Here is a 23,217-nt window from a genome sequence, read left to right as displayed (position 1 = left end):
GGGGCTTAAGACATTGCCTTGAATGAGTCACACTGTGGACCGTATGGTCAAATTCGAAGATCGCAACACGCTGCGCCCGGATGTGGACACACGGCGCGGACAGACAGGTGAAGCAATGAGCAAGGCTGGCGGTTATCTGACGACACATGTGCTGGATACGGCGCGCGGCGTGCCCGCCGAGGGTATCCGTATCGAGCTTTTCCGGCTGGCAGAGGGCACACGCGAGAAGATCGCCGAGACGGTGACCAATGATGACGGGAGGACCGACAGCCCGATCCTGCCTGCCGAAACCTTCGAGACGGGTACATTCGAACTGGTTTTTCATGCCGGCGATTATATCCGCCTTCACGGGTTGGCCATGCCGGTGGCGGGCGGGCCGCTGTTCCTGGAGGAAATCCCGATCCGCTTCGGCATGGATGACGCGGCGGCGCACTATCATGTGCCCTTGCTGCTTTCGCCCTACGGCTATTCCACCTACAGGGGCAGTTGATGACGATACCGGCAATCCGCAAGGAGATTCGCTTCCTGCTCAATGGCGAGACCGTGGCGCTGAAGGATGTGCGCCCCGATGACATGCTGCTCGACTTCCTTCGCATCCGGCGCGGCCTGACCGGCACCAAGGAAGGCTGCGCGGAGGGCGATTGCGGCGCCTGCACGGTGCTTGTCGGACGGCTGGGGGCGGATGGCGCGCCGGCCTATGAAAGCGTCAATGCCTGCATCCGCTTTCTCGGATCGCTCGACGGATGCCACGTCGTCACGGTGGAACACCTGAAACGGGCGGATGGCAGCCTGCACCCGGTCCAGCAGGCGCTGGTCGACCACCACGGGTCTCAGTGCGGGTTTTGCACCCCCGGTTTCGTGATGAGCCTCTACGCGCTGTGGATGAACGATCCCGCGGCCGATGACCGGACGATCGAACGGGCGCTTCAGGGCAATCTGTGCCGCTGCACCGGCTACGTATCCATCATGCGGGCGGGCCGCGCCATTTCCGGTTACGGATCGCCGGAGAACGATCCGCTGGCCGTCGAGCGCGACGCGGTGGCGCAGAAACTGCGCGAAATGGCCGATGGCGCACGCGTGGAAATCGATAGCGCCGGCGGGCGCATCGTCGTCCCTGCCGACGCGGAGGATCTGGCCCGCGTGCTGGAAGCCGCGCCGGAGGCCACCATCGTCTCGGGCGCCACCGATGCGGGCCTGTGGGTGACCAAGTTCATGCGCGACCTTTCGCCTGTCGTCTTTACCGGCCATCTGGACAGCCTGAAGACGGTGCATGTGCATGGCACGACGCTGGTGGTCGGTGCCGGGGTCAGCTACACCCGGGCCGCGGAGGCGTTCGGCGCGGATGTTCCTGCCTTGTCGGGCCTGATCGAACGGATCGGCGGCGAGCAGATCCGCAACATGGGCACGATCGGCGGCAATATCGCCAACGGTTCGCCCATCGGCGACATGCCGCCGCCGTTGATCGCGCTGGGCGCCACGCTGGCGCTGCGCAAGCATCACAACCGGCGCTCGATTCCGCTGGAGGATTTCTTCATCGACTATGGCCGGCAGGACCGGGCGGCGGGCGAGTTCGTCGAGAGCGTGTCGGTGCCGCTGCCGCCGCGCGATGCGCGTTTCGCGGTCTACAAGGTTTCCAAGCGGCGCGAGGAGGACATCACCGCCGTGCTGGGCGCCTTCCTGCTGCGTCTGGACGGCGACAACCGCGTGCAGCAGGTGCATATCGCCTATGGCGGCATGGCGGCCACGCCGAAGCGCGCGCGCGCCGTGGAGGCGGCGCTTGCCGGACAGCCCTGGACGATGGCCGCGGTGGAGGCGGCGCTGGACGCCTATGCCACCGACTTCCAGCCGATCAGCGACATGCGGGCCAGCGCGGGTTACCGGATGCTGGTGGCGCAAAACCTGCTCCGGCGGTTCTTCATGGAAACGACAGCCGGCCTGGCCGGCGGCAAGGCGGCGTGAGGGCCAGGCATGGGAAAGCACGAACAACCGGACCTGACAGCCTCTGCCATCAAGGGCGGCGTCACCTCGCGCCAGCGCCACGATTCGGCGCACAAGCACGTGACCGGCGAGGCCGTCTACATTGACGACATCGTCGAGCCGAAGGGCTGCCTTCATGCCTATCTCGGCCTTTCCACGCTTGCGCATGGGCGCGTGCGGGGCATCGACACCGCGCTTGCACTGAAGACACCGGGCGTCGTGGCCGTGTTGACCGGCGCGGATGTGCCGGGCGTCAACGACATCTCGCCGACCGGGCGCAATGATGAACCGATCTTCGCCGACAGGGTGGTGCAATTCCATGGCCAGCCGGTTTTTGCCGTGGTGGCGCAGACCCGCGACATCGCGCGGCGGGCCTGCCGGCAGGTGAAAGTGCATTACGAGGAATTGCCGGCCATCATCGACTATGCGGATGCCGGCGAGGCGCCGAAACTGGTCTGCGATCCGCTGACCCTGCAGCGTGGCGACGTGGAACAGGCGCTCGCGACCGCGCCGCGCCGGCTGTCGGGCGAGATGCGCATTGGCGGGCAGGATCATTTCTATCTCGAAGGCCATATCGCGCTCGCCATTCCAGGCGAGGACGGCGACATGCTGGTGCATTCCTCCACGCAGCACCCGTCAGAGGTCCAGCACATGGTGGCCCATGCGCTGGGCGTGCCGAACCACGCGGTGACCGTGGATGTGCGCCGCATGGGTGGCGGTTTCGGCGGCAAGGAAACCCAGTCGAACCTGTTTGCCGCCGTCGCGGCCATTGCCGCGCGGCATACGGGGCGGGCCGTGAAGATCCGGCCTGACCGGGACGACGACATGACGGCGACCGGCAAGCGGCACGACTTCCTTGTCGGCTACGATGTCGGCTTCGACGACGACGGCAACATCCTGGGCGTCGACTTCACCTATGCCGCGCGTTGCGGCTTTTCCGCCGACCTGTCCGGCCCGGTGACGGACCGGGCGCTGTTCCATTGCGACAACGCCTATTACTGGCCGGCAGTGAAGGCGGTTTCGGCACCGCTTTACACCAACACGGTGTCCGCCACGGCCTTTCGCGGCTTCGGGGGGCCGCAGGGCATGGTGGGGGCAGAGCGCGTGATCGAGGAAGTGGCGTTCGCCACCGGGCTCGACCCGCTTGAGGTGCGACGCAGGAATTTCTACGGTGCGGCCGGCCGTGACGTGACGCCCTATCACCAGACGGTGGAAGACAATGTCATCGCGCGCATTGTCGACGAGCTGGAGGCCTCCTCGGATTACCAGGCGCGGCGAAAGGCGATCCGCGCGGAGAACGCCAGGGGCGGCGTGATGCGGCGCGGCATCGCGTTGACGCCGGTGAAGTTCGGGATCTCGTTTACCGCCACCCATTTCAACCAGGCCGGCGCGCTGGTGCATGTGTATACGGACGGCTCGGTTCATCTGAACCATGGCGGCACGGAGATGGGGCAGGGGCTCTACGTCAAGGTGGCGCAAATCGTGGCGGAGGAATTCCAGATCGACATCGACCAGGTGAAGATCACCGCCACAACGACCGGAAAGGTACCCAACACATCGGCGACGGCAGCTTCGTCCGGCTCCGACCTCAACGGGATGGCGGCGCAGGCGGCGGCGCGCACGATCCGCGAACGGCTCGTCGATTTCGCCGCCGAATTCTACGAATTGCCGCGCGAGCAAATCCGGTTCCTGCCGAACCGGGTTCGCATCGGAAACCAGGAAATCCCCTTCGCCGAGCTGGTGAAGCAGGCCTATGTGGCGCGTGTCCAGCTTTCGGCGACGGGCTTCTACAAGACGCCGGGCATCCATTGGGACCGCGACAGCGGCAAGGGCCGGCCGTTCTACTATTTCGCCTATGGCGCCTCCGTGTCGGAGGTTTCGGTCGATACGCTGACCGGGGAATACCGGGTCGAGCGGACGGACATCCTGCACGAGACGGGGCGCTCGCTGAACCCGGCGATCGACCTCGGGCAGATCGAGGGCGGGTTCATCCAGGGCATGGGCTGGCTGACGACCGAGGAACTGGTCTGGGATGGCAGGGGGCGGCTGCGTACCCATGCGCCGTCGACCTACAAGATCCCGCTTGCCTCCGACCGGCCGCGTGTCTTCAACGTGAATCTGGCCGACTGGGCGGAAAACCGCGAGGACACCATTCACAAGTCCAAGGCGGTGGGCGAACCGCCCTTCATGCTGGGGATGTCTGTCCTCCATGCGCTTTCGGACGCGGTGGCCTCGGTCGCCGACTACGAGATTTGCCCGCGCCTTGACGCGCCGGCGACGCCGGAGCGCGTGCTGATGGCGATCGAGCGGCTGCGCGGGCAAGGCGGCTGAGCCTTGCCCATGGCGGATCTTCGCGCCTTCCTTGCCGGACATGAAGACGCCGTGCTGGTGCGCGTGGACGAGGCGAAGGGGTCCACACCGCGCGATGCCGATGCCTGGATGCTGGTCACCTCCGCCGCCACGTTCGGTACGATCGGCGGCGGGCGGCTGGAGTTCCTGGCCATGGAGCGTGCACGCGCCGTTCTTGCCGGGACGGAAAGCGAAGGTGGCTGGTCGCAACCGCTCGGACCGGAAATCGGCCAGTGCTGCGGCGGCCATGTGCGGCTTGATTTCGTTCGCCTGGACGGTGCGGCGCGGGCAAGGCTGCTGGCGCAATGGGAAAACGCACAGGCCCGCCTGCCGCATGTCTACCTGTTCGGCGCCGGGCATGTCGGCACTGCGCTGGCAAGGGCGCTGGCGCTGCTGCCGGTGCAGGCCATTGTGGTCGAAACCCGGGCGGATGCCCTGGAAGCGCTTGCCGTCACGGTCGGCGGCGCTGTCGAAACGCGCCTTTCGGCAATGCCGGAGGCGATCGTGCGCGATGCTCCCTCCGGCGCGGCCTTCATCGTGCTGACCCACGATCATGCGCTGGATTTCCTGATCGTGTCGGAAGCGCTCAAGCGCGATGACGCCGCCTATGTCGGGCTGATCGGCTCGGCCACGAAACGGGCCGTGTTCGCCCGCCAGTGGCGAGAAGCCGGTGGCGAGGATGCCCGCTTCGACGTTCTCGTCTGCCCCATTGGCGGCGCGCATCTGCGCGACAAGCGCCCTTCGGTCATCGCGGCGCTGACCGTGGCGGAAGTGATGGCGGCGCTGTCTGTGGCGGAAGGCTGAAGGGGGCTCGTCGCCCGTACACCTTCATGGTGGATCATTCACGCGGCCAATGCGTTGGCTTGCGAGGAAGGCGGCGCTGCCGCATCCCGCCAGCAACCCGGTTTCCCAGGAGGTGCGCCATGAGCAATCACGTATACAAGATGGTCGATCTGGTCGGCTCGTCGCCCACAAGCATCGAGGACGCGATCCAGGCGGCCATCGCCAAGGCCGCGCAATCGGTGCGCCACCTGCGCTGGTTCGAAGTGGCTGAAACGCGCGGCCATATCGAGGACGGCAAGGTGGCGCATTACCAGGTCAAGCTGCACGCCGCCTTCACGCTGGAAGACGGCGAGGCGTGAGGACAGGGGCGGGCGGCCGGATGACCGGCCCGCCCCCTTTCTGCCGTCACAGTTCGATCCGCATATGCGGTTCGCCATTCGACGTTCGTTCCGCCGTCACGCCGTCGCTGCCCACCGTGGCCGTGACGCGGTGGCGGTAGGACGAGAAGCTGTCGAAGGTCACAACATCGACCGGCTCGTCGAACCGGAAAGTGAGGCGCCAGCGATTGCCCTCGCCAAGGCGCTGCACGGCGATCACCTCGCCGAGGAACTTCTGGCCGAGATAGGTGCCTGTCAGCACCTGCCCGACATGGAAGCTGGTCGGCGGGCGGTTGCCTGCCGCCGCATGGGCGGTGTTCCAGTCGCGATAGCCGTGCTGGCGGGCCACCGTTTCCAGCGCCTGGGCGTGGCTGAGCGGCGTGCCGCGAATTTCCAGTTCGGCACGCAGGCGCTTGGCTTGGGCCTTCATGTCATCGATGGTGGGGGATATCCCACGATTTCCATTCATCACAGTCCTCTCTTTCACGGAGGGATGCGATTGTTCGAGTGGTTGCCCGCATTGCCACCGGACCGCATCCGAAAGGGGATCTGGGACGGTTGGAACTCGTTCGAGGAGGCTTCACCGTGGCCATTCGGCCTGCGGGCGGCAGGGGCCTCTGCCCTTATGACTGGCGGCATATAGGCATGCGCTTGCGGTTTGTCAAAGGGCCGGCTCGCCCAGCAGGCCGCGCACCATGCGCTGGCAGCGCTCGGCCATGAAGTCGAGGAACAGCCTGATCTTCGGGTCCTGCAGCTTTCGATGCGGATAGAGCGCGGCAAGTTGCACCGGCTCCGGCGCGAAATCCGGCAGGACAGGCACCAGCCGGCCATCGCGGATGAAGGGTTCGACCTCGAAACGCGGCTTGTTGACGATGCCGCGCCCGTCCAGCGCCCACGACGTCAGCACATCGCCATCGTCGGAATCGAAGGGGCCGCGGACCTCGAACTTCTGCGGACCATCGGCGCTTCTGAGAAGCCAGTGGAAATCCCGCGAACCGGGAAAGCGCAGCAGGAGGCAGTCGTGACGGGCCAGATCCTCCGGTATGCGTGGCGTGCCGCGCCGGTCCAGATAGGCGGGGGCGGCCACGAGAATACGGTCGCAATGGGCGATGTTGCGCCGCTTGAAGCTGGAATCCTCCAGAACGCCAAGCTTGAAGGCGACATCGATGCCTTCCTTCATGATGTCGATATTGTGGTCGGAAAGGCGCAGCCGCACCTCGATATCCGGATACAGGTCGCGGAAGGCAGGAATGCCGGAGGCGATGAAGCGCCGGCCGATGCCAAGCGGCGCGGTGACGCGGATGGAGCCACGCGGCTGGCCGGAGAGTTCCGATACGGCAGCCTCGGCATCGGCCACGGCTTCCAGCACCTTGCGCGCGCCGTCATAGAAGACACGGCCCTGCTCGGTGGGCATGAGCTGGCGCGTGGTGCGGTTGAACAGGCGGACGCCCAGATGCTTTTCCAGTTCCTTGATGCGATTGGACGCCACGGCCGGCGAAATGCGCATGTCGCGCCCGGCCGCGGACAGGTTGCCCAGTTCCACCACCCGCACGAAGACCGCGATATTGTCGAGATAGGCCATGGTCGCTCCGCTCAAGGGGGCCGTGCAGCGCCGTGCCCTTTCAAGAAAACACGTTATTACCGTTCGGGTTTTTTTGAAAGTCATCGTGAAAGCGGGTGCTTTTCAAACAGTGCCTGCGCAGCAATGATCGGACGAGAAACCGCACGGGGATCGACATGGACCTTTGGGCAATCACCTGGGACTGGCTGGCGCTTGGCGTGCGCTGGCTGCATATCATCACCGCCATCGCGTGGATCGGCTCCTCCTTCTATTTCATCGCGCTGGATCTCGGCCTGCGCCAGCGGCCCGGCCTGCCCGAAGGCGCCCATGGCGAGGAATGGCAGGTGCATGGCGGCGGCTTCTACCACATCCAGAAATACCTGGTCGCGCCGGCGGCGATGCCCGAACACCTGACCTGGTTCAAGTGGGAGAGCTACTGGACCTGGCTGTCGGGCTTCCTGATGCTGGCCATCGTCTATTATGGCGGGGCCGACCTGTTCCTGGTCGATCGCACGGTGATGGACATTTCCGCCAATATGGCGATCGTCATCTCGCTGGCCTCGCTGGGGATCGGCTGGCTGATCTACGATGCGCTGTGCAAGTCGCCGCTGGGCAAGAGCGATGTCGGCCTGATGCTGTTTCTCTACGTGGCGCTGGTCGTCATGGGCTGGGCCTATACGCAGGTCTTCACCGGGCGCGCCGCCTTCCTGCATCTGGGCGCGTTCACCGCCACGATCATGTCGGCCAATGTCTTCTTCATCATCATTCCCAACCAGAAGAAGGTGGTTGCCGCGCTGAAGGCCGGCGAGAAGCCGGACCCGGCGCTGGGCAAACAGGCCAAGCAGCGCTCGCTGCACAACAACTACCTGACGCTGCCGGTGCTGTTCTTCATGCTGTCGAACCACTATCCGCTGGCGTTTGCCACCCAGTACAACTGGGTGATCGCGGCGCTGGTTTTCCTGATCGGCGTGCTGATCCGGCATTTCTTCAACTCGATGCATGGCCGCAAGGGCAAGCCCTACTGGACCTTCGTGGCGGCGGCCGTGATCTTCGCCATCATCGCCTGGCTGTCCTCCTTCGGTGCGACGGTGGCGGAAGACCGCTATGAAGCTGCGGTTCCCGCCGGGCAGATGGCCTATGTGAACTCGCCGCATTTCGAAACGGTGCGCGACACGGTTCTGGGCCGGTGTTCGATGTGCCATGCCGCCGAGCCGGTCTGGGAGGGCATCCATGTGGCGCCGAAGAACGTGATGCTGGATACCGATGCGACCATCGTGGCCCATGCCCGCGAAATCTTCCTCCAGGCCGGCGCCAGCCACGCCATGCCGCCGGGCAATGTCACCGAGATCACGCCGGACGAGCGCGCGCTGATCGTGGCCTGGTTCCGAGAGGCGCAGTGACGATGCGAGGTGATGCATGACGACGACGCTCATTCGCGGGCGCCTGCTTACCTTTCTGCGCCGTCCCGAAAGCCTCGATGACAGCGGCGCCTTTTCCTACGAGGCCGACGGCGGCCTGCTGATCCGCGACGGGCGGATCGAGCGGCGCGGATCCTTCGCCGAGGTCAGCGCCCATGCGGGCGAAGGCGTCGAGGTGGTGGACCACCGGCCGCATCTCGTGCTGCCGGGCTTCATCGACGCGCATGCCCATTTCCCGCAGATGCAGGTGATCGCCAGTTTCGGCACCGAATTGCTGGAATGGCTGAACCTCTACACGTTCCCCGAGGAAATGAAATTCTCCGATCCGGCCCATTGCGAGCGGATCGCTGCGGCCTTCCTCGACGAAATGATTCGCCAGGGCACGACCACCGCGGCCGTCTATTGCACCGTTCGCCCGGAATCGGCCGAAGCCCTGTTTGCCGAGGCGGAAGCGCGCGGCATGGCGATGATCGCGGGCAAGGTGATGATGGACCGCAACGCACCGGCCGGGCTGACCGATACGCCGCAAAGCGCCTATGACGAGACAAAGGCTCTGATCGCGCGCTGGCATGGGCGCGGGCGGCTTGCCTATGCGATCACGCCACGTTTTGCCATCACCTCGACGCCGGAACAGCTCGACATGGTCAGGGCGCTGGTTGGCGAATACCCCGATTGCCATGTCCAGACGCATCTTGCGGAGAACCATGACGAGATCGCGCTGACGCGGCAACTCTACCCGGATGCGCCGGACTATTTCGGCGTCTACGAGGCCTATGGCATGGCGGGGCCGAAAAGCCTGTTCGGCCATTCCATCCACCTGTGCGAACGCGAACTCGACGCCATGGCCGACAGCGGATCGGTGGCCGTTTTCTGCCCCACCTCCAACCTCTTTCTCGGTTCTGGCCTGATGGACTGGCAGCGCTATGCGCGGCGGACAAAGCCGGTGCGCGTGGCAGCGGCAACGGATGTGGGTGGCGGCACGAATTATTCGATGTTGCGGACCATGGACGAGGGCTACAAGGTGATCGCGCTCAATGGCGAGAAGATCAATCCGCTGGCCTCGTTCTGGCAGATCACGCGCGGCAATGCCGAGGCGCTCTCGATGGAAGGGCGCATCGGCACGCTGGAGGAAGGGTCGGATGCCGATCTGGTGGTGCTCGACGCGCGGGCGACGCCGGCCATGGCGCTGCGCATGGAAACGGTGACGACGCTGGCCGAAGAGCTTTTCCTGCTGCAAACCATGGGCGACGACCGCGCCATTGCCGGGACCTGGGTGGCGGGAAGGCGGGCAAAGGCCGCGTTATCAGTCTGACCACAGGTTTTGCGTTGAGCCATGCCGGTGAGCGGGATAGGATTTCGCATTTCCGGTGCGCGCCGGATCTTGCTGAAGGGGAAATCATGCATCGTTCACGGAAGATCGTGCTGCCGGCCGTGGCAAGTGTTGCGCTGGTGGCGAGCGCGGCTGTTCACGCGGATGAGCGGCAACTCGTCGAGATGCCGGAGATGATGCAGGAGCACATGCTGGCCAACATGCGCGACCACCTGCGCGCGCTCGACGAAATCCTCGGTCATCTTGCCGATGGCGACGTGGACGCCGCCGGGACGGTGGCGGAAAACCGGCTTGGCATGTCATCGCTGGACGCGCATGGCGCTTCGCATATCGCGCAATTCATGCCGGAGGGCATGCGCGCGGCGGGCACCGAGATGCACCGCGCGGCGAGCCGTTTCGTGATCGCGGCGCAGGATGCGGAACTGGCGCCCGGCAAGGACGCGCAACATGAGATCTACCGGGCCTTGCAGGCCGTCACGTCCTCCTGCAACGCCTGCCATCAGGCCTACCGGATCCGCTAGGCCCCCCGGACAATGCCGCGTTTTGCCGCCAACCTCTCGATGATGTTTGCCGAGATGCCGTTCATGGAGCGGTTCGATGCGGCGCGGGCGGCCGGGTTCCGCGCGGTGGAGTATCTGTTTCCCTACGATTTTCCGTCCGGCGACCTGAAGCGGGCGCTCAAGGATGCCGGGTTGCAACAGGTGCTGTTCAACGCGCCGCCGGGCGGAGACTTTGCCGCCGGGGCGCGGGGACTTGCGGCCGTGCCGGGGCGGGAGGCCGATTTTCGCGCGGCCATCGACATGGCGCTCGATTACGCGGGCGCGCTCGATGTGCGGCAGGTTCACGTCATGGCGGGGACCATGCCCGAGGATGCCGATCCGCTGGAATGGCGCGCGGCCTATGTCGCCAACCTGCGCCATGCCGCGGAAAAAGCGCGCCGCCATGGCGTCGCGGTTCTGATCGAGCCGATCAACCCGTTCGACATGCCCGGATACGTCCTGTCGGGCGTCGAACAGGCGGTTTCGGTGATCGCCGAGGTGGGATCGGACAACCTGTTCCTGCAATATGACCTCTACCACCAGAGCCGGCATGGCGGCGAGTTGACAGGCACTTTCCTGCGGCATCAGGCGCTCATCCGGCACATCCAGGTGGCAAGCAATCCGGGCAGGCACGAGCCGGACAGGGGCGAGATCGACCACGGTTTCGTTTTCGCCGCGCTCGACACGGCCGGCTATGAGGGCTGGATCGGTTGCGAATACCGCCCCTCGGGCCGAACGGAAGACGGGCTCGGCTGGCTTGCGCGCTTTGCGGACCCTGCCTGAAGCGGCGTGTCAGGCGCGGATATCCACCACGCCGCAATCGCCCGTTTCAGAACCGAAGGCGACGCGGATGCCATCGCTGTCCCAGCCCATCGTGGTGATCGAGCCCTTGCCGCCGCGCCGCAGCACCGCCTCGCGGCCATCGGCGAAGCGAACCGCCAGGATCATGCCGTCGGCATAGCCGATGGCGACCAGATCCTGGTCCGGATGGCAGGCGACGGCAGTGACCATGGAATTGCCGCGGGTGCCCAGTTCCAGCGGCGCCTTGCCCATCGGCCCGTCCTTGCCCTGGAAGGGCCAGACGATCGCCGCCGGTGCGCCGGAGGTTGCCAGCCACTTGCCCTTCACGCTCCAGGACCAGCTTTTCACCTTGGCGGGATAGCCTGTCATGCGCATGTGCTTGCCGTCGGACAGTTTCCAGCCATGCAGGGCGTTTTCCTGCATGGTGGTGACGAGGAATTCGCCGCCGGGCGAGAAGGCCGCATCGATATGCGCGCCGGCCCATTCCAGTTCCACCGGCTTGCTCTCAGTGGCCGGAAAATGCAGCGTGGCGCCGTTGTAGCGTGCAGCGGCCAGCCGCAGGCCCTTCGGCGCAAAGGCCAGCCCTTCCACCGAGCGCTCATGCGCCAGCGCCTTCTGAGTGCCATCGGGCAGGACGACATGGGCGTTGCGCCCTTCGGCAAATGCCACCGCGCCGTTCGGGCCGGCGGCAACGGCGTTGATCCACTTGCGCGGCGCCTCGGCCAGTGTGTTGGCCGCGCCATCGGGGGTGACTGCGCAGACCTTGCCGTCCTCGCCGCCGGACAGGATGCGGTTGCGACCGGCATCGAGGGTGGCGCACAGCAGGCCGTCATGGACATGCGTTGTCTTGTGGCCGTTGTCCAGCCGGTGCATCAGGCCATCCGCCATGGCAAAAAACGGGATGCCGCCGAGAAAGGCCGCGGCGATGCAATGGCCGTCGAGGTCGAGCGGAGCTACGGTCGGCATGACGGTCTCAGGCCTCGCAGGCCTTGAACGTGCGTTCGAGCAGTTCGGCGTCGAGATTGCGACCGATGAAGACCATGCGGCTTTCGCGCTTCTCACCCTCTTTCCACGCGCGCTGGTGATCGCCCTCGACGATCATGTGCACGCCCTGCACGACATAGCGGTCCTCGTCACCGGCGAAGGCGACGATGCCTTTCAGGCGCAGGATATCGGGCCCCTGCGTCTGGGTGATCTTCTCGATCCAGGGGAAGAAGCGCTGCGGGTTCATTTCGCCGGCACGCAGCGAGACCGACTTCACGGTCAGATCGTGGATGGCCGCGACGTCGCCATGGTGATGATGATCATGGCCGTGATCGTGGTCGTGATGATGATGGTGGCCGTGGTTGTGGTCGCAATGCGGGCCGCACTCATGATCCGGGTGATCGTGATCGAGGAAATGCGGGTCATTGTCGAGTGCGCGTTGCAGGTCGAACGCGCCGCGGTCGAGCACGCTGTCCAGCGCGATGGCCGAACGCTGGGTGCGGTGAATGCGCGCCGACGGGTTGATGGCCCGGACAAGGCGTTCCACCTCGGCCAGTTCCTCCGGCGAGACAAGGTCGGTCTTGTTCAGCAGCACCACATCGGCAAAGGCGATCTGGTCCTCGGCCTCGCGGCTGTCCTTCAGGCGCAGCGGCAGATGCTTGGCGTCGACGAGGGCGACAACGGCATCGAGACGGGTTTTCGCCCGCACATCGTCATCCATGAAGAAGGTCTGTGCCACGGGGGCCGGATCGGCAAGGCCGGTGGTCTCCACCAGGATTGCGTCGAAACGGCCCGGCCGGCGCATCAGGCCCTGGACGACGCGCACGAGATCGCCGCGCACGGTGCAGCAGACGCAGCCGTTGTTCATTTCGTAGATTTCCTCGTCGGATTCCACGATCAGGTCGTTGTCGATACCGATCTCGCCGAACTCATTGACGATGACGGCATAGCGCTTGCCGTGATCCTCGGAGAGGATGCGGTTCAACAGCGTCGTCTTGCCGGAACCGAGATAGCCGGTGAGCACGGTAACGGGAACGGGATTGGCGGCTTCGCTCATGGATTCTGCCTCAGGTCGGATCGGCGCCCATTCGGGCGGGATGTCTTCGTCGCCGTCATATAGGCGAGGGCGGCGCGCAACGCCAGACGGTGTCACGCCGCCAGCCAGGGCGGGTTGAAGGCGTGGATGTCTCCCAACAGGGCAGCGATGCCATCGGCGGCCGTATCGAGCAGGGATTCCCCCTGTTCCGGGGTGGCTGCAGCGGCATTGCCGGCCACGCCCAGCGAATTCAGGTCGCTCATCTTCCAGCCATAGGCATGGGGGCCGTAGGCACGCAGATGGGTGAAGCTGCGGGCATGTTCGGCCTGTTGCGACGGAAAATCGGCCGCCCTGGCCATGTTCACCAGGTCGGGCCGCAGGGCCAGCATGACCGCCGTCTCGATCTGGCCGCCGTGAATGCCGAAGGCCTTTTCATCGGCGCTGATGCCATGGCCCGGCGCGATGAAGCGCGTCCAGCTCGTCGCGACGGCCAGCATGGACAGGCGCACGCGCAATTCGGTCGCCACGACGGTCATCAGGGGTGAGTTGCCGCCATGGGCATTGAGCATGAGAAACTTGCGGAAGCCCTGGGCAAACAGCGTTTCGCCGATGCCGGTCCAGCGGTTTACCGCCTCGTCGAAGGCGAGCGTGCGGCTGCCTTCCACATCCATGTGTTCGACGGAATAGCCGACCGGTTCTGCCGGCAGGACGGTGAATGGAAGGGAGGCGGGCGCCTGCGCGGCGACCCGTTCGGCCACGCCTTGAGCGATGATCGTGTCGGTCTCGAAGGGCAGGTGCGGCCCGTGCTGCTCGGTCGCGCCAAGCGGCAGGACCGCAATCCATTTTTCCGAGCGAGCGGCAGACAATTCGCCGGCTGTCATTTGGCTGTAATGGCGGCGGGGCAGAAGCATCAATGTTCTTCGGATATGGGCTGCGGGCGGGTCAAGCTAGCGGTTGTCCGGCAGGGCATGCAACCGTTTCGTTGGCGAATCGCTTTCCGAAACGTAAAGTGGGCAGGAACGAGCGACGGGAGCTATCCATGGCCAAGACCGGCAAGGGCGCCGTTTCGGCGCGGCTGCAATCGGTGGCGCGGCTGGCGCGCACGGATCTCGCGGCGCGTCTCCTCGAGCACGGCTTCTATGCCGGGCAAGACCAGATCATGCTGGCGCTGAGCGCCGAGGAGGGCTTGACGCCGACGCAGCTTGCCGCACGGCTCGGCGTCAAGCCGCCGACCATCACGAAGACGATCAACCGGTTGCAGGCGCAGGGCTTCCTGTGCAAGACCGGCTCTGAAACGGACGCCCGCATCGCCCATATCCGGCTCACCGACACGGGCAGCGAGGCGATCAAGGCGATCGAGAAATCCGTCAAGCGCACCGAAAAGACCTTGCTCAAGGGGCTGGACAAGAAGGAGCGCAAGGCGCTGCTCAAGCTTCTGGCGCGGATGGAGGCCAATCTCGTGCATCCGGGTGGGCAGGCGGCAGAGGCCGGCGACGACGAGGACGAGGCGGCCTGACCGGTGCGCTGCCGGTCCATGCAAAGGCGCCTTTGGGGCGTCAGACAAGAAAATTTGACTTGTGCGGAACGGCGCGGCGGTTGAAGAGCGAGAGGCATTCCAGAGGATGACCGCTTGACCCAGCCCGCCGCAGGCGAAACCGCCACGCCGACCTCCGCGATCCTGCTGATCGTTGCTGCCTGTTTCCTGTTCGCCTGCCTCGATTCGAGCGCGAAATTCCTCGTCACCTCCGGCATGGATGCCCGCTTCGTCTCCTGGGCGCGCTTCGCGGAACACGCGGTGCTGGCGTTCATCCTGCTGCGCGGCTGGTCCCGCCCGGCCATCTTCCAGGTGGCGAGCATACCCGGCCAGATCATTCGCGGGATGTTCCTGTTCGGCTCGACCTTCTGCAATTTCCTTGCCTTGCAGACCCTGCAACTGGCCGAAACGATCTCGATCTTCTTCTTTGCGCCGATGGTCATCACGGCGCTGTCGGGCCCGCTTCTGGGCGAGTGGGCCGGCTGGCGGCGCTGGATGGCGGTGGCGGTGGGCTTCGTCGGCGTTCTCGTGATCACGCGGCCGGGCATGGGTGTGCTCGGCATCGGCCACCTGTATGTCACGCTGGCCATGCTCAGCTACTGCTTCTACGTGATCTCGACGCGCAAGATGAGCGGCAGCGAGACACCGGAAAGCCTGATCTTCTACTCCGCGCTCGCGCCGGCGGTGCTGATGGCGCCCACCGTGCCGCTTTACGGATCGCTTCCGCCGACGCCGCTCCACTGGGCGGTGCTGCTCGGCCTCGGCTTTTTCGGCGGCATCGGCCATTGGCTGCTGATCAATGCCTACAAGCGGGCCACGGTCTTCGCGCTGGCGCCCTATCCCTATCTGCAAATGGTCTGGATGGTGCTTTTCGGCTGGCTGTTCTTCGCCGACCTGCCGGATCGCTGGACGCTGGGGGGATCGCTGATCATCATCGCTTCCGGCCTGTATATCGTCCATCGCGAGCGCATGCTCCGGCGTGCGCCGCTGGCCACGCCGCCCGTCCGCTCGGTCCTGCCGGCAAAAAAGCGTTGAAAGGCCCGGCCGCCCCGGCTAGGAATTTTAAAACGTTTAATTGACGGTTCGAGGCGGGGGAGGCCGCGGCCCTGGCGCAGAAAATCAAACTATCCACGATTGCCGAGGCGCTGGGCGTTTCCACGGCCACGGTCTCGCTTGCATTGCGTGACAGCCCGCTGGTCGCGGACCAGACGCGCGAGCGGATCAAGGCGCATGCGCGCGAAATCGGATATATCTACAATCGCCGCGCGGCAAGCCTGCGCACGTCGCGCTCCGGCATTGTCGGCGTCGTGGTGCATGACATCATGAACCCGTTCTTCGCGGAGATCCTGCGCTCCATCGAGGACGAACTGGATCGCTCCGGCCAGACATTCCTGCTGTCCAACCACTACGACCAGGTGGAAAAGCAGCGCGCCTTCATCGACACGCTGCTGCAACTGGGCGCCGACGGCATCATCATGTCGCCGGCGATCGGCACGCCGCTGGCCGATATCGAACTGGCGGAGAAGAACGGGTTGCCGGCGGTGCTGATCGCGCGCAACGTGCCCGGCGCCGACGTGCCTGTCTTTCGCGGCGACGATGCCTATGGAACGGGGCTTTCGACGCGGCACCTCATCGAACTCGGCCACCGGCGCATCGCCATGGTGGGAGGCACGGACCAGACCTCGACCGGGCGCGACCGCTTCCAGGGCTATCTGGAGGCCATGCAGGAGGCCGGGCTGGAGGTGAAGCCGGAATGGCGCATTGCCGGGCCGCGCACCAAGCTTGCCGGTTTCGATGCGGCGGAGAAACTGCTGGCGCTCGATCCGTGCCCGACGGCGGCCGTGTGCTGGAACGATCTGGTGGCCATCGGCCTGATGAACGGGCTGGCACGGGCGGGGCTTTCGGCGGGCAGCGACATATCCGTGACCGGCTATGACGACCTGCAGGAAGCGGCCATTGCCACGCCCGCCCTGACGACGGTGTGGAACGGGCAGCGCGAGGTGGGGCGCCGGGCGGCCAAGGCGCTGCTGGACCGCCTTGCCGGACACGAGGTTCATGGCGGGCAGGAACTCATCTGCCCGGAACTGAGGGTCCGCCAGTCCACCGGTGCGCCGCTTTCGGGCGCGTAAAGGATCGGTTAACCGGATCGGGTTCATGCTCGCCTCCAGACAAACAGCGGGGAGAGCGACATGTTGCGATTGGTCGTTCTGGTGGCAGGCCTTGGCTGTGCCGCGGTGATCGTGAACGGAGCCGGTGGACCGATCCGTCCTGACGGCGAGGGCGACACCCGCGCTCCGGCCATTTCCGCATCCGCATCGCCGGTGGCGCAATTCCGGCTCTGGCTTGCTGGCCGCAAGACCGGCTGCCTGTTGTCCCTCGACATCGATACCGGCACCGCCTCGGCAGGAACCTGCCAGGATGGAGCTCCCAATCCGCTTCTGCATGCCAGCGCCGTGGCGCGCCACAAGGGCGGCCTCATCCTGACGGATGCCGCGGGAGACGCGGTCGCGGAATTCGCCGTGGGCGAGGGGTTCGCCTATGAAGCGGTGGCGCCCGCCGGACGGTTGATGGCGCTTTCGGCGGTGGACTGACGGGCGCTTGCCCGCTGGCGGGCCGCCGCGCCGAAGGCGCGGAAAATGGCTGCCGACGTTTCGTCCGTTTTCGCCCAGTATTCCGGGTGCCACTGGACGCCGAGCGCGAAGGCCTTGGCTTCGGTTACCGACACGGCTTCCACCGTGCCGTCGGGAGCCTGCGCCTCGACCGACAGGCCCGGAGCCAGATCGCCGATGGCCTGGCGATGGAGCGAGTTGACCTGGATCTCGCCGGTGCCGACAATGGCGGCGAGGCACGATCCTTCCCTGACCCGGGCGGGGTGGCGGATCGCGAACCGTTCGTCATTGCGCTCGCTTTGCGGCGCACGGTGATCGTCGATGCCTTCCTTTTCCTGGATTTCCGTTTCCAGCGTGCCGCCAAGGGCCACGTTGAGTTCCTGAAGGCCGCGGCAAATCGCCAGAACCGGCACGCCAAACGCCAGGGCCGCGCGGATGAGCGCAATCGATGTCTCGTCGCGGGCTAGATCGAACGGTTCGTGGCGTTCGCTGGCTTCCACGCCATAATGGGCGGGATGGACATTGGTGCGCGACCCGGTGACCAGAAGGCCGTCCATGCGCTCCATCAGGGCGGCCGCGTCGACCCGCGCACCCATGGCCGGAACCGCCAGGGGAAGCACGCCGGCGACATCCATCGCGGCGGCAAGATAGGTTTCCGGCGCGCAGTGCCAGACATAGTTGTCGAATTCGCGAATGTCGGCAGAGACGGCAACGACAGGTTGGGTCATGTGGGAATGCTCCAGGTACGCAAGGCCCCTACATAATCGGCCAAAAGCCCCTTCGCCAGAGGCTGCCGGCGCAGATCAGGGCAAAAACCCTTTTGGCTATCGAGGGATGCCAACTGGTAAAAAAAATTTGCCACGTATTTTCACGGTGCTGGACAGCGTGCCCTCAACGTGTATTGATAGCCTCCGGAAAAGGGCGAGGGCGTGAGGGCGCCGGGCGCATTGTTCCTCTGTTCTGATCACCAATGGGAGGATATCCATGGATCGTCGTTCATTCATCAAGAAGGCCGGTCTCGCCGGCGCGGGCGCTGCTGCCGCCTCGAGCCTGGCGGCTCCGGCCATCGCGCAGGAGAACCCGAAGATCACCTGGCGTCTGACCTCTTCGTTCCCGAAGGCGCTGGACACGATTTACGGCGCGGCCGAAACCATGGCCAAGTTTGTCAGCGACGCGACGGGCGGCGCTTTCCAGATTCAGGTCTTCGCGGCCGGCGAGATCGTGCCGGGCCTTCAGGCTGCCGATGCGGCTTCGGCGGGTACGGTGGAACTGTGCCATACCGCGTCCTACTATTACTGGGGCAAGGACCCGGTCTATGCGCTGGGTACGGCCATTCCCTTCGGCCTGAACGCGCGCATGCAGAACGCCTGGTACTATTACCCGAATGCCGAAGGCGTTTCGGGCAATGACCTGATGAACGAGTTCTACGCCACGCAGGGCCTCATCGGCTTCCCGTGCGGCAATACCGGCACGCAGATGGGTGGCTGGTTCCGCAAGGAAATCAACACGGTTTCCGATCTGCAGGGCGTGAAGATGCGCATCGGCGGCATGGGCGGCAAGATCATCGAGAAGCTTGGCGTCGTGCCGCAGCAGATCGCAGGCGGCGATATCTATGCCGCGCTTGAAAAGGGCACGATCGACGCGACCGAGTGGGTCGGCCCCTACGACGACGAGAAGCTCGGCTTCAACAAGGTCGCCCAGTACTACTACTATCCCGGCTGGTGGGAAGGTGGCCCGGTGCTTCACACCATGGCGAACCTGGAGAAGTACAACGAGCTTCCGGATCACTACAAGGCGGTTCTGGAGGTTGCCAACCGTGCTGCCAATACCGACATGATGGCGAGCTACGACTCCAAGAACCCGGGCGCGCTGAAGCGTCTCGTCGGTGCCGGCGCGCAGCTTCGTCCGTTCTCCCGCGAAATCCTGGAAGCCTCCTACGAGGCGGCCAAGGGAACTTATGCGGAGATCTCGGCCGAGAACGCCACGTTCAAGAAGATCTACGATCACCAGCTGGCGTTCAAGAAAGACGCCTATCTGTGGATGCAGATCTCCGAGAACACGTTCGACACGTTCATGATGATCCAGCAGCAGGCCGGCAAACTCTGAGTTTCAGCCCGCATGTGCGGCAAGACCATCGGACCCCGGAGCGGAAACGCTCCGGGGTTTTTCATTTGCCGGTGGCTGCCGGTGGAGCGAACCGGCGGCAGGGCGGAGCGGACGCTTGCCCGCCGCAGGGCCGGTGCCGTGATCGTGCAAGAAGGCCTTTACAGCGGCGGCGACCTCGCGGGGGCGTTCGACCATGGGCAAGTGGCCGGCGCGGGGCAGGAGCAGGGTTGATGCGGACGGCATGGCAGACTGGATATTGAACTGGTGGCGCGGGCGGATCACCCGGTCCATCCCGCCGACAATGTTTAGGGCCGGGCAGGCGATGTCGGCCAGGGACCCGGACAGCGTGGTCTGCGACAGGAGCCGGACGAGGGCCGCGATTTCGCCGGCGCGGCTTCGCAGCAGCGACTGGCGCACCTGTTCGATCGCCGCCCGGTCGCGGCGGCTGTGCATGCGTTCATCCGCGTTGGCCACGCAGGCGCGGGCACCGTCGATGAACCGCCCGGGCGTGGAAATCCAATAGGACAGCAGCCGCTCGAATCCCCACTGGCCGAAACGGGGCAGGCGCAGGAGACGCATCGCAAAGGGCTGGCAGCCGTCCATGCCGCCGCAGGACAGGGCGCCCATCAGCACGAGGCTGCCTATGCGTCCGGGATGGCGCGCGGCCAGTCCCATTGCCATGAAGGCGCCGGTGGAGTGACCGACAAGCGTGACGGGCTGGCCAACGAAATCCCGGTCGATCGCTTCTGCATAGGCATCAAGAATCGCCGGCAGGGACATTGCTTCGACGTCGCGTCCAACTGTCCAGGGGAAATGGCCGGGCAGGGGATAGGCTGCGGACATGCCCAGCCGGCATGCCGGCGGCGCATAGATTTGCCAGAAACAGGGCGCCATGACCATGCCGTGCAGGAATACCGTCCGCGAACCGGGGCGGCGGGAAATCCAGAGAGCGGGCGGGGCCTGAAGCATGGTTGGCAATCCGGTTGAACACGTTTCAACGTGCCGGATGCTGTTGCAGTTCCCATGAAAAAGCCGGGCACAGGCCCGGCTTCCCGAAGTCTTGCGATGAACCGTCCGCTAGTCGGCCGGTGCGGGATCGATCCGCGGTGGGCCGCTCGGCATTTGCAGACCGCCACCGGAACCCTGCTGGCCCTCATTGCCGGTCCCGCCTTGCTGCGCGGGCTGCTGATTGCCGAAATTCGGCGCGCCCTGGAGCTGCAAGCCGGGCAATTGCAGCGTGTTGCCGCCATTGCCGCCGCTGGCAGGCTGGTCGCCGAAATTGGGCGAGCCCTGCAATTGCAGGCCGGGAAGCTGCAGGCCGCCATTGCCGCCGTCGCTTCCGGGCGCCGAACCCGGCAATTGCAATCCGCCGCCAAAGCTTGGCACCTCGATCTTGATGTCATCGGGATTGAAGACCTTCTGGTCGTCCTTGTAGTGGGTGACCAGACGCGGGTAGGCGATGATCAGCAGGATCACGCAGAACTGGATGATGATGTAAGGAACGGCGCCCTTGTAGATTTCGGTGGTCCTGACGCCGGGCATCCTGCGGTTCGTGACCTTGTCAAGCCATTCCGAGCGGGGCGCGATGGAGCGCAGGTAGAAGAGCGCGAAACCGAAGGGCGGCGTGAGGAACGACGTCTGCAGGTTGATGCCAAGGATGATGCCGAACCAGATGAGGTCGATGCCGAGCTTTTCGGCGACCGGCGCCAGCAGCGGCACGAGAATGAAGGCGATCTCGAAGAAATCGAGAAAGCAGCCAAGGATGAACACGATGATCGTTACGACGACCAGGAAGCCGTATTCGCCGCCGGGCAGCGCCAGCAGGAGTTCCTCGATCCAGATGTTGCCGTTCAGCCCGTAGAAGGTGAGGCCGAAGACGCGCGCGCCGATCAGGATGAACATGACGAAGGCGGTGAGCTTCGTGGTCGAATCGAGTGCCTGCTTGAGGACGGCGAAGTCGATCCGGCGCTTCAGCAGCGCCAGGACAAGCGCGCCCGTCGCGCCCATGGCGCCGCCCTCGGTCGGCGTTGCAATGCCAAGGAAGATGGTCCCGAGCACGAGGAAGATCAGCGCCAGCGGCGGGATCAGCACGATGATGACCTGTTCGGCCAGACGCGACAGGATGCCGAGCTTGAAGCGGCGGTTGATCAGGCTGGCCGCCAGGGCCACCGCCACGGCGGTGGTGGCCGCCCAGACGAGGCGCACCTCGTAACGCATGTCGGCGAAGAGGGTGTGATAGGTGGCGAAATAGATGCCGACGGAGACCGCCATGATGGCGATCAGCGACGTCACGCCGCCACCCAGGGTGCGGGCCTCCATGGGCAGCGCCGGCGCCCAGTCCGGTTTCACCAGCGTCACCGCGAAGACATAGAGGCAGTAGGAACCGACGATGATGGCGGCCGGCAGCAGGGCGCCGACATACATGTCGCCCACGGAGCGGCCAAGCTGGTCGGCCATAACGATGAGGACCAGCGAAGGCGGCACGATCTGCGCAAGGGTTCCCGATCCGGCGATGGTGCCGGTCGCAAACGAGCGGTTGTAGCCATAGCGCATCATGATCGGCAGGGAGATGAGACCCATGGCGATGACCGATGCCGCGACAACGCCCGTGGTGGCTGCCAGAAGCGCGCCGACGAGCACGACGGCATAGGCAAGGCCGCCGCGCACCGGGCCGAAAAGCTGCCCGATCGTGTCGAGCAGATCCTCCGCCATGCCCGACCGTTCCAGTATCAGCCCCATGAAGGTGAAGAAGGGAATGGCCAGCAGCGTGTCATTGTACATGATGCCGTAGATCCGCTCAGGATGGCTCTGGAGCAGCGGCCAGAACAGGCGGATCTCGCTGGAGATGTGGGAGACCTCGACGCCGATGGCGAAGAAGAGCAGGCCGCCGGCGGCAAGCGTGAAGGCGACCGGATAGCCGATCAGCAGCATCGCCATGACGGAGATGAACATGATCGGGGCGAGTTCGTGGGCGATCAGGTCGAGCATCAGCGCTTCTCCTCGATGTCGAGGGCGGCTTCGGCCTCGGGCGGCAGGTCATGCTGCGGCATGGGGTCGTCGATGTCGCCGCGAAGCACGGCAATGCGCTTGATGATCTCGGAAATGCCCTGGGCGGTCAGCAGCAGGAAGCCGATCAGCACCATCATCTTGGCCGGCCAGAGGATGAGGCCGCCGGCGTTGGCGGAAACCTCGCCGCTGTTGTAGGAGCGCCAGAACCAGGGCCAGGCCAGCCAGACCATGAGCAGGCAGAACGGCATCAGGAAAAACGTGTGGCAGAAGAGATCGACCTTGTCGCGCATGCGCTTGGTCATCCGGCTGGAGACGATGTCGATGCGGATATGCTCGTTCTTCAGCAGCGTGTAGGCCGCGGCCAGCATGAAGACCGTGCCGTAGAGATACCATTGCAGTTCAAGCAGCGCATTCGACGCGCGCGGGATCGGCAGATAGGCCGGGAGGCCGTCGCCGAGATAGCGAACCGTCGCATTGTAGGCGGATACCAGGACCGCGGCCAGGATCAGCCACGAGACCTGCCTGCCGATGAATTCGTTGACGCGGTCGATCAATCGCGAGACCGCCAAGAGACCGTTCATGCATGCCCTCCCTGACGCCGGCTTGCCCTGCTGGCGTTTTCTTCCGGAAACCCGGCCGCGCCGACAGTGCAACACGCTGGCGCGCTTGTCGACAGGAATACCATTGCCACACGGGCCGCGGACAGCCCGACGATGCGGGTTAGCAGATTTCGGCCTGCGGGAAAAGAAACTGGATAACTAAATTTACCAATTTGGCGCCTTGGCACCTCAAGCTGGCGCGCAT

Annotated in this window: 22 protein-coding genes and 2 pseudogenes; 15 read left to right on the top strand and 9 right to left on the bottom strand. The window is 65.1% G+C overall.

Annotated elements, in window-relative coordinates:
* Positions 1-115: 115 nt before the first annotated feature.
* The 5 genes from uraH to R3D65_RS14495 all read left to right on the top strand — a co-directional run bounded on the left by uraH (position 116) and on the right by R3D65_RS14495 (position 5,468).
* Positions 116-490 (top strand): hydroxyisourate hydrolase, encoded by a 375-nt coding sequence (gene uraH / locus R3D65_RS14515; protein ID WP_371275953.1) that lies wholly within the window; start codon positions 116-118, stop codon positions 488-490.
* The gene (gene xdhA, locus R3D65_RS14510) at positions 490-1,959 is read left to right on the top strand and encodes a xanthine dehydrogenase small subunit (protein ID WP_371275952.1); all 1,470 of its coding nucleotides are present in this window, start codon (positions 490-492) and stop codon (positions 1,957-1,959) included. Before uraH ends, xdhA begins: the two co-directional genes overlap by 1 nt.
* Positions 1,960-1,968: 9 nt before the next feature.
* Positions 1,969-4,308, top strand: a complete 2,340-nt coding sequence (gene xdhB, locus R3D65_RS14505; RefSeq protein WP_371275951.1) for a xanthine dehydrogenase molybdopterin binding subunit — start codon at positions 1,969-1,971, stop codon at positions 4,306-4,308.
* A gap of 9 nt (positions 4,309-4,317) precedes the next feature.
* Positions 4,318-5,130: a xanthine dehydrogenase accessory protein XdhC gene (xdhC, locus tag R3D65_RS14500; protein ID WP_371275950.1), complete on the top strand. Its 813-nt coding sequence runs from the start codon at positions 4,318-4,320 to the stop codon at positions 5,128-5,130.
* A 119-nt stretch (positions 5,131-5,249) separates the two neighbouring features.
* Positions 5,250-5,468, top strand: coding sequence for a dodecin (locus R3D65_RS14495; protein ID WP_371275949.1), 219 nt, complete (start codon positions 5,250-5,252; stop codon positions 5,466-5,468).
* A 46-nt stretch (positions 5,469-5,514) separates the two neighbouring features.
* Here R3D65_RS14495 and R3D65_RS14490 read toward each other — a convergent pair whose 3' ends face one another.
* Positions 5,515-5,955, bottom strand: coding sequence for a glyoxalase superfamily protein (locus tag R3D65_RS14490; RefSeq protein ID WP_371275948.1), 441 nt, complete (start codon positions 5,953-5,955; stop codon positions 5,515-5,517).
* A gap of 192 nt (positions 5,956-6,147) precedes the next feature.
* Positions 6,148-7,068, bottom strand: coding sequence for a LysR substrate-binding domain-containing protein (locus tag R3D65_RS14485; protein ID WP_371276051.1), 921 nt, complete (start codon positions 7,066-7,068; stop codon positions 6,148-6,150).
* Between the two features lie 155 nt (positions 7,069-7,223).
* Between R3D65_RS14485 and R3D65_RS14480 the strand changes: the two are divergent.
* From R3D65_RS14480 to otnI, 5 genes and pseudogenes are all read left to right on the top strand, one after another.
* A pseudogene (locus tag R3D65_RS14480) lies at positions 7,224-8,124 on the top strand (urate hydroxylase PuuD); the annotation flags it as partial.
* Between the two features lie 68 nt (positions 8,125-8,192).
* Positions 8,193-8,447 (top strand): annotated as a pseudogene (locus R3D65_RS14475) (cysteine desulfurase); the annotation flags it as partial.
* Between the two features lie 16 nt (positions 8,448-8,463).
* Positions 8,464-9,777: a guanine deaminase gene (gene guaD / locus R3D65_RS14470; RefSeq protein ID WP_371275947.1), complete on the top strand. Its 1,314-nt coding sequence runs from the start codon at positions 8,464-8,466 to the stop codon at positions 9,775-9,777.
* Between the two features lie 86 nt (positions 9,778-9,863).
* Complete coding sequence (locus tag R3D65_RS14465; protein ID WP_371275946.1) at positions 9,864-10,316, top strand: hypothetical protein; 453 nt, start codon at positions 9,864-9,866, stop codon at positions 10,314-10,316.
* A 12-nt stretch (positions 10,317-10,328) separates the two neighbouring features.
* Complete coding sequence (gene otnI / locus R3D65_RS14460) at positions 10,329-11,117, top strand: 2-oxo-tetronate isomerase (protein ID WP_371275945.1); 789 nt, start codon at positions 10,329-10,331, stop codon at positions 11,115-11,117.
* Positions 11,118-11,126: 9 nt separating this feature from the next.
* On the opposite strand, the gene R3D65_RS14455 is transcribed toward otnI, so the two are convergent.
* The 3 genes from R3D65_RS14455 to R3D65_RS14445 all read right to left on the bottom strand — a co-directional run bounded on the left by R3D65_RS14455 (position 11,127) and on the right by R3D65_RS14445 (position 14,066).
* Positions 11,127-12,101 carry a WD40 repeat domain-containing protein gene (locus R3D65_RS14455; protein WP_371275944.1) on the bottom strand — a complete coding sequence of 325 codons (975 nt, stop codon included), beginning with the start codon at positions 12,099-12,101 and terminating at the stop codon, positions 11,127-11,129.
* Between the two features lie 7 nt (positions 12,102-12,108).
* A complete protein-coding gene (locus R3D65_RS14450) occupies positions 12,109-13,176 on the bottom strand; it encodes a GTP-binding protein (protein WP_371275943.1) in 1,068 nt (355 codons plus the stop codon).
* Between the two features lie 92 nt (positions 13,177-13,268).
* Positions 13,269-14,066 (bottom strand): creatininase family protein, encoded by a 798-nt coding sequence (locus R3D65_RS14445; RefSeq protein WP_371275942.1) that lies wholly within the window; start codon positions 14,064-14,066, stop codon positions 13,269-13,271.
* Positions 14,067-14,194: 128 nt separating this feature from the next.
* Here R3D65_RS14445 and R3D65_RS14440 point away from each other — a divergent pair, with 128 nt between their 5' ends.
* The 4 genes from R3D65_RS14440 to R3D65_RS14425 all read left to right on the top strand — a co-directional run bounded on the left by R3D65_RS14440 (position 14,195) and on the right by R3D65_RS14425 (position 17,280).
* A complete protein-coding gene (locus R3D65_RS14440) occupies positions 14,195-14,671 on the top strand; it encodes a MarR family winged helix-turn-helix transcriptional regulator (protein WP_371275941.1) in 477 nt (158 codons plus the stop codon).
* Between the two features lie 114 nt (positions 14,672-14,785).
* Positions 14,786-15,724 (top strand): DMT family transporter, encoded by a 939-nt coding sequence (locus R3D65_RS14435; protein WP_371275940.1) that lies wholly within the window; start codon positions 14,786-14,788, stop codon positions 15,722-15,724.
* Between the two features lie 71 nt (positions 15,725-15,795).
* A complete protein-coding gene (locus R3D65_RS14430; RefSeq protein WP_371276050.1) occupies positions 15,796-16,818 on the top strand; it encodes a LacI family DNA-binding transcriptional regulator in 1,023 nt (340 codons plus the stop codon).
* Between the two features lie 60 nt (positions 16,819-16,878).
* Positions 16,879-17,280, top strand: a complete 402-nt coding sequence (locus R3D65_RS14425; RefSeq protein WP_371275939.1) for a hypothetical protein — start codon at positions 16,879-16,881, stop codon at positions 17,278-17,280.
* Here the strand turns inward: R3D65_RS14425 and R3D65_RS14420 are convergent.
* Positions 17,226-18,026, bottom strand: a complete 801-nt coding sequence (locus tag R3D65_RS14420; RefSeq protein WP_371275938.1) for a gamma-glutamyl-gamma-aminobutyrate hydrolase family protein — start codon at positions 18,024-18,026, stop codon at positions 17,226-17,228. The two genes, R3D65_RS14425 and R3D65_RS14420, sit on opposite strands and share 55 nt — an antisense overlap.
* Before the next feature lie 256 nt (positions 18,027-18,282).
* On the opposite strand from R3D65_RS14420, the gene R3D65_RS14415 reads away from it, so the two are divergent.
* Positions 18,283-19,404 carry a TRAP transporter substrate-binding protein gene (locus R3D65_RS14415; RefSeq protein ID WP_371275937.1) on the top strand — a complete coding sequence of 374 codons (1,122 nt, stop codon included), beginning with the start codon at positions 18,283-18,285 and terminating at the stop codon, positions 19,402-19,404.
* A gap of 3 nt (positions 19,405-19,407) precedes the next feature.
* Here R3D65_RS14415 and R3D65_RS14410 read toward each other — a convergent pair whose 3' ends face one another.
* The 3 genes from R3D65_RS14410 to R3D65_RS14400 all read right to left on the bottom strand — a co-directional run bounded on the left by R3D65_RS14410 (position 19,408) and on the right by R3D65_RS14400 (position 22,994).
* Entirely contained in the window at positions 19,408-20,373 is a 966-nt protein-coding gene (locus R3D65_RS14410) for an alpha/beta fold hydrolase (protein ID WP_371275936.1), read from the bottom strand.
* Between the two features lie 108 nt (positions 20,374-20,481).
* Entirely contained in the window at positions 20,482-22,392 is a 1,911-nt protein-coding gene (locus tag R3D65_RS14405; protein ID WP_371275935.1) for a TRAP transporter large permease subunit, read from the bottom strand.
* Positions 22,392-22,994 (bottom strand): TRAP transporter small permease subunit, encoded by a 603-nt coding sequence (locus R3D65_RS14400; RefSeq protein ID WP_371275934.1) that lies wholly within the window; start codon positions 22,992-22,994, stop codon positions 22,392-22,394. Before R3D65_RS14400 ends, R3D65_RS14405 begins: the two co-directional genes overlap by 1 nt.
* Between the last annotated feature and the right edge of the window lie 223 nt (positions 22,995-23,217).

It is taken from the genome of Zhengella sp., assembly GCF_041397485.1.
In the GTDB taxonomy this organism is placed as follows: Bacteria; Pseudomonadota; Alphaproteobacteria; order Rhizobiales; family Rhizobiaceae; genus Zhengella.
This window is presented reverse-complemented; position numbering and strand designations above follow the sequence as displayed.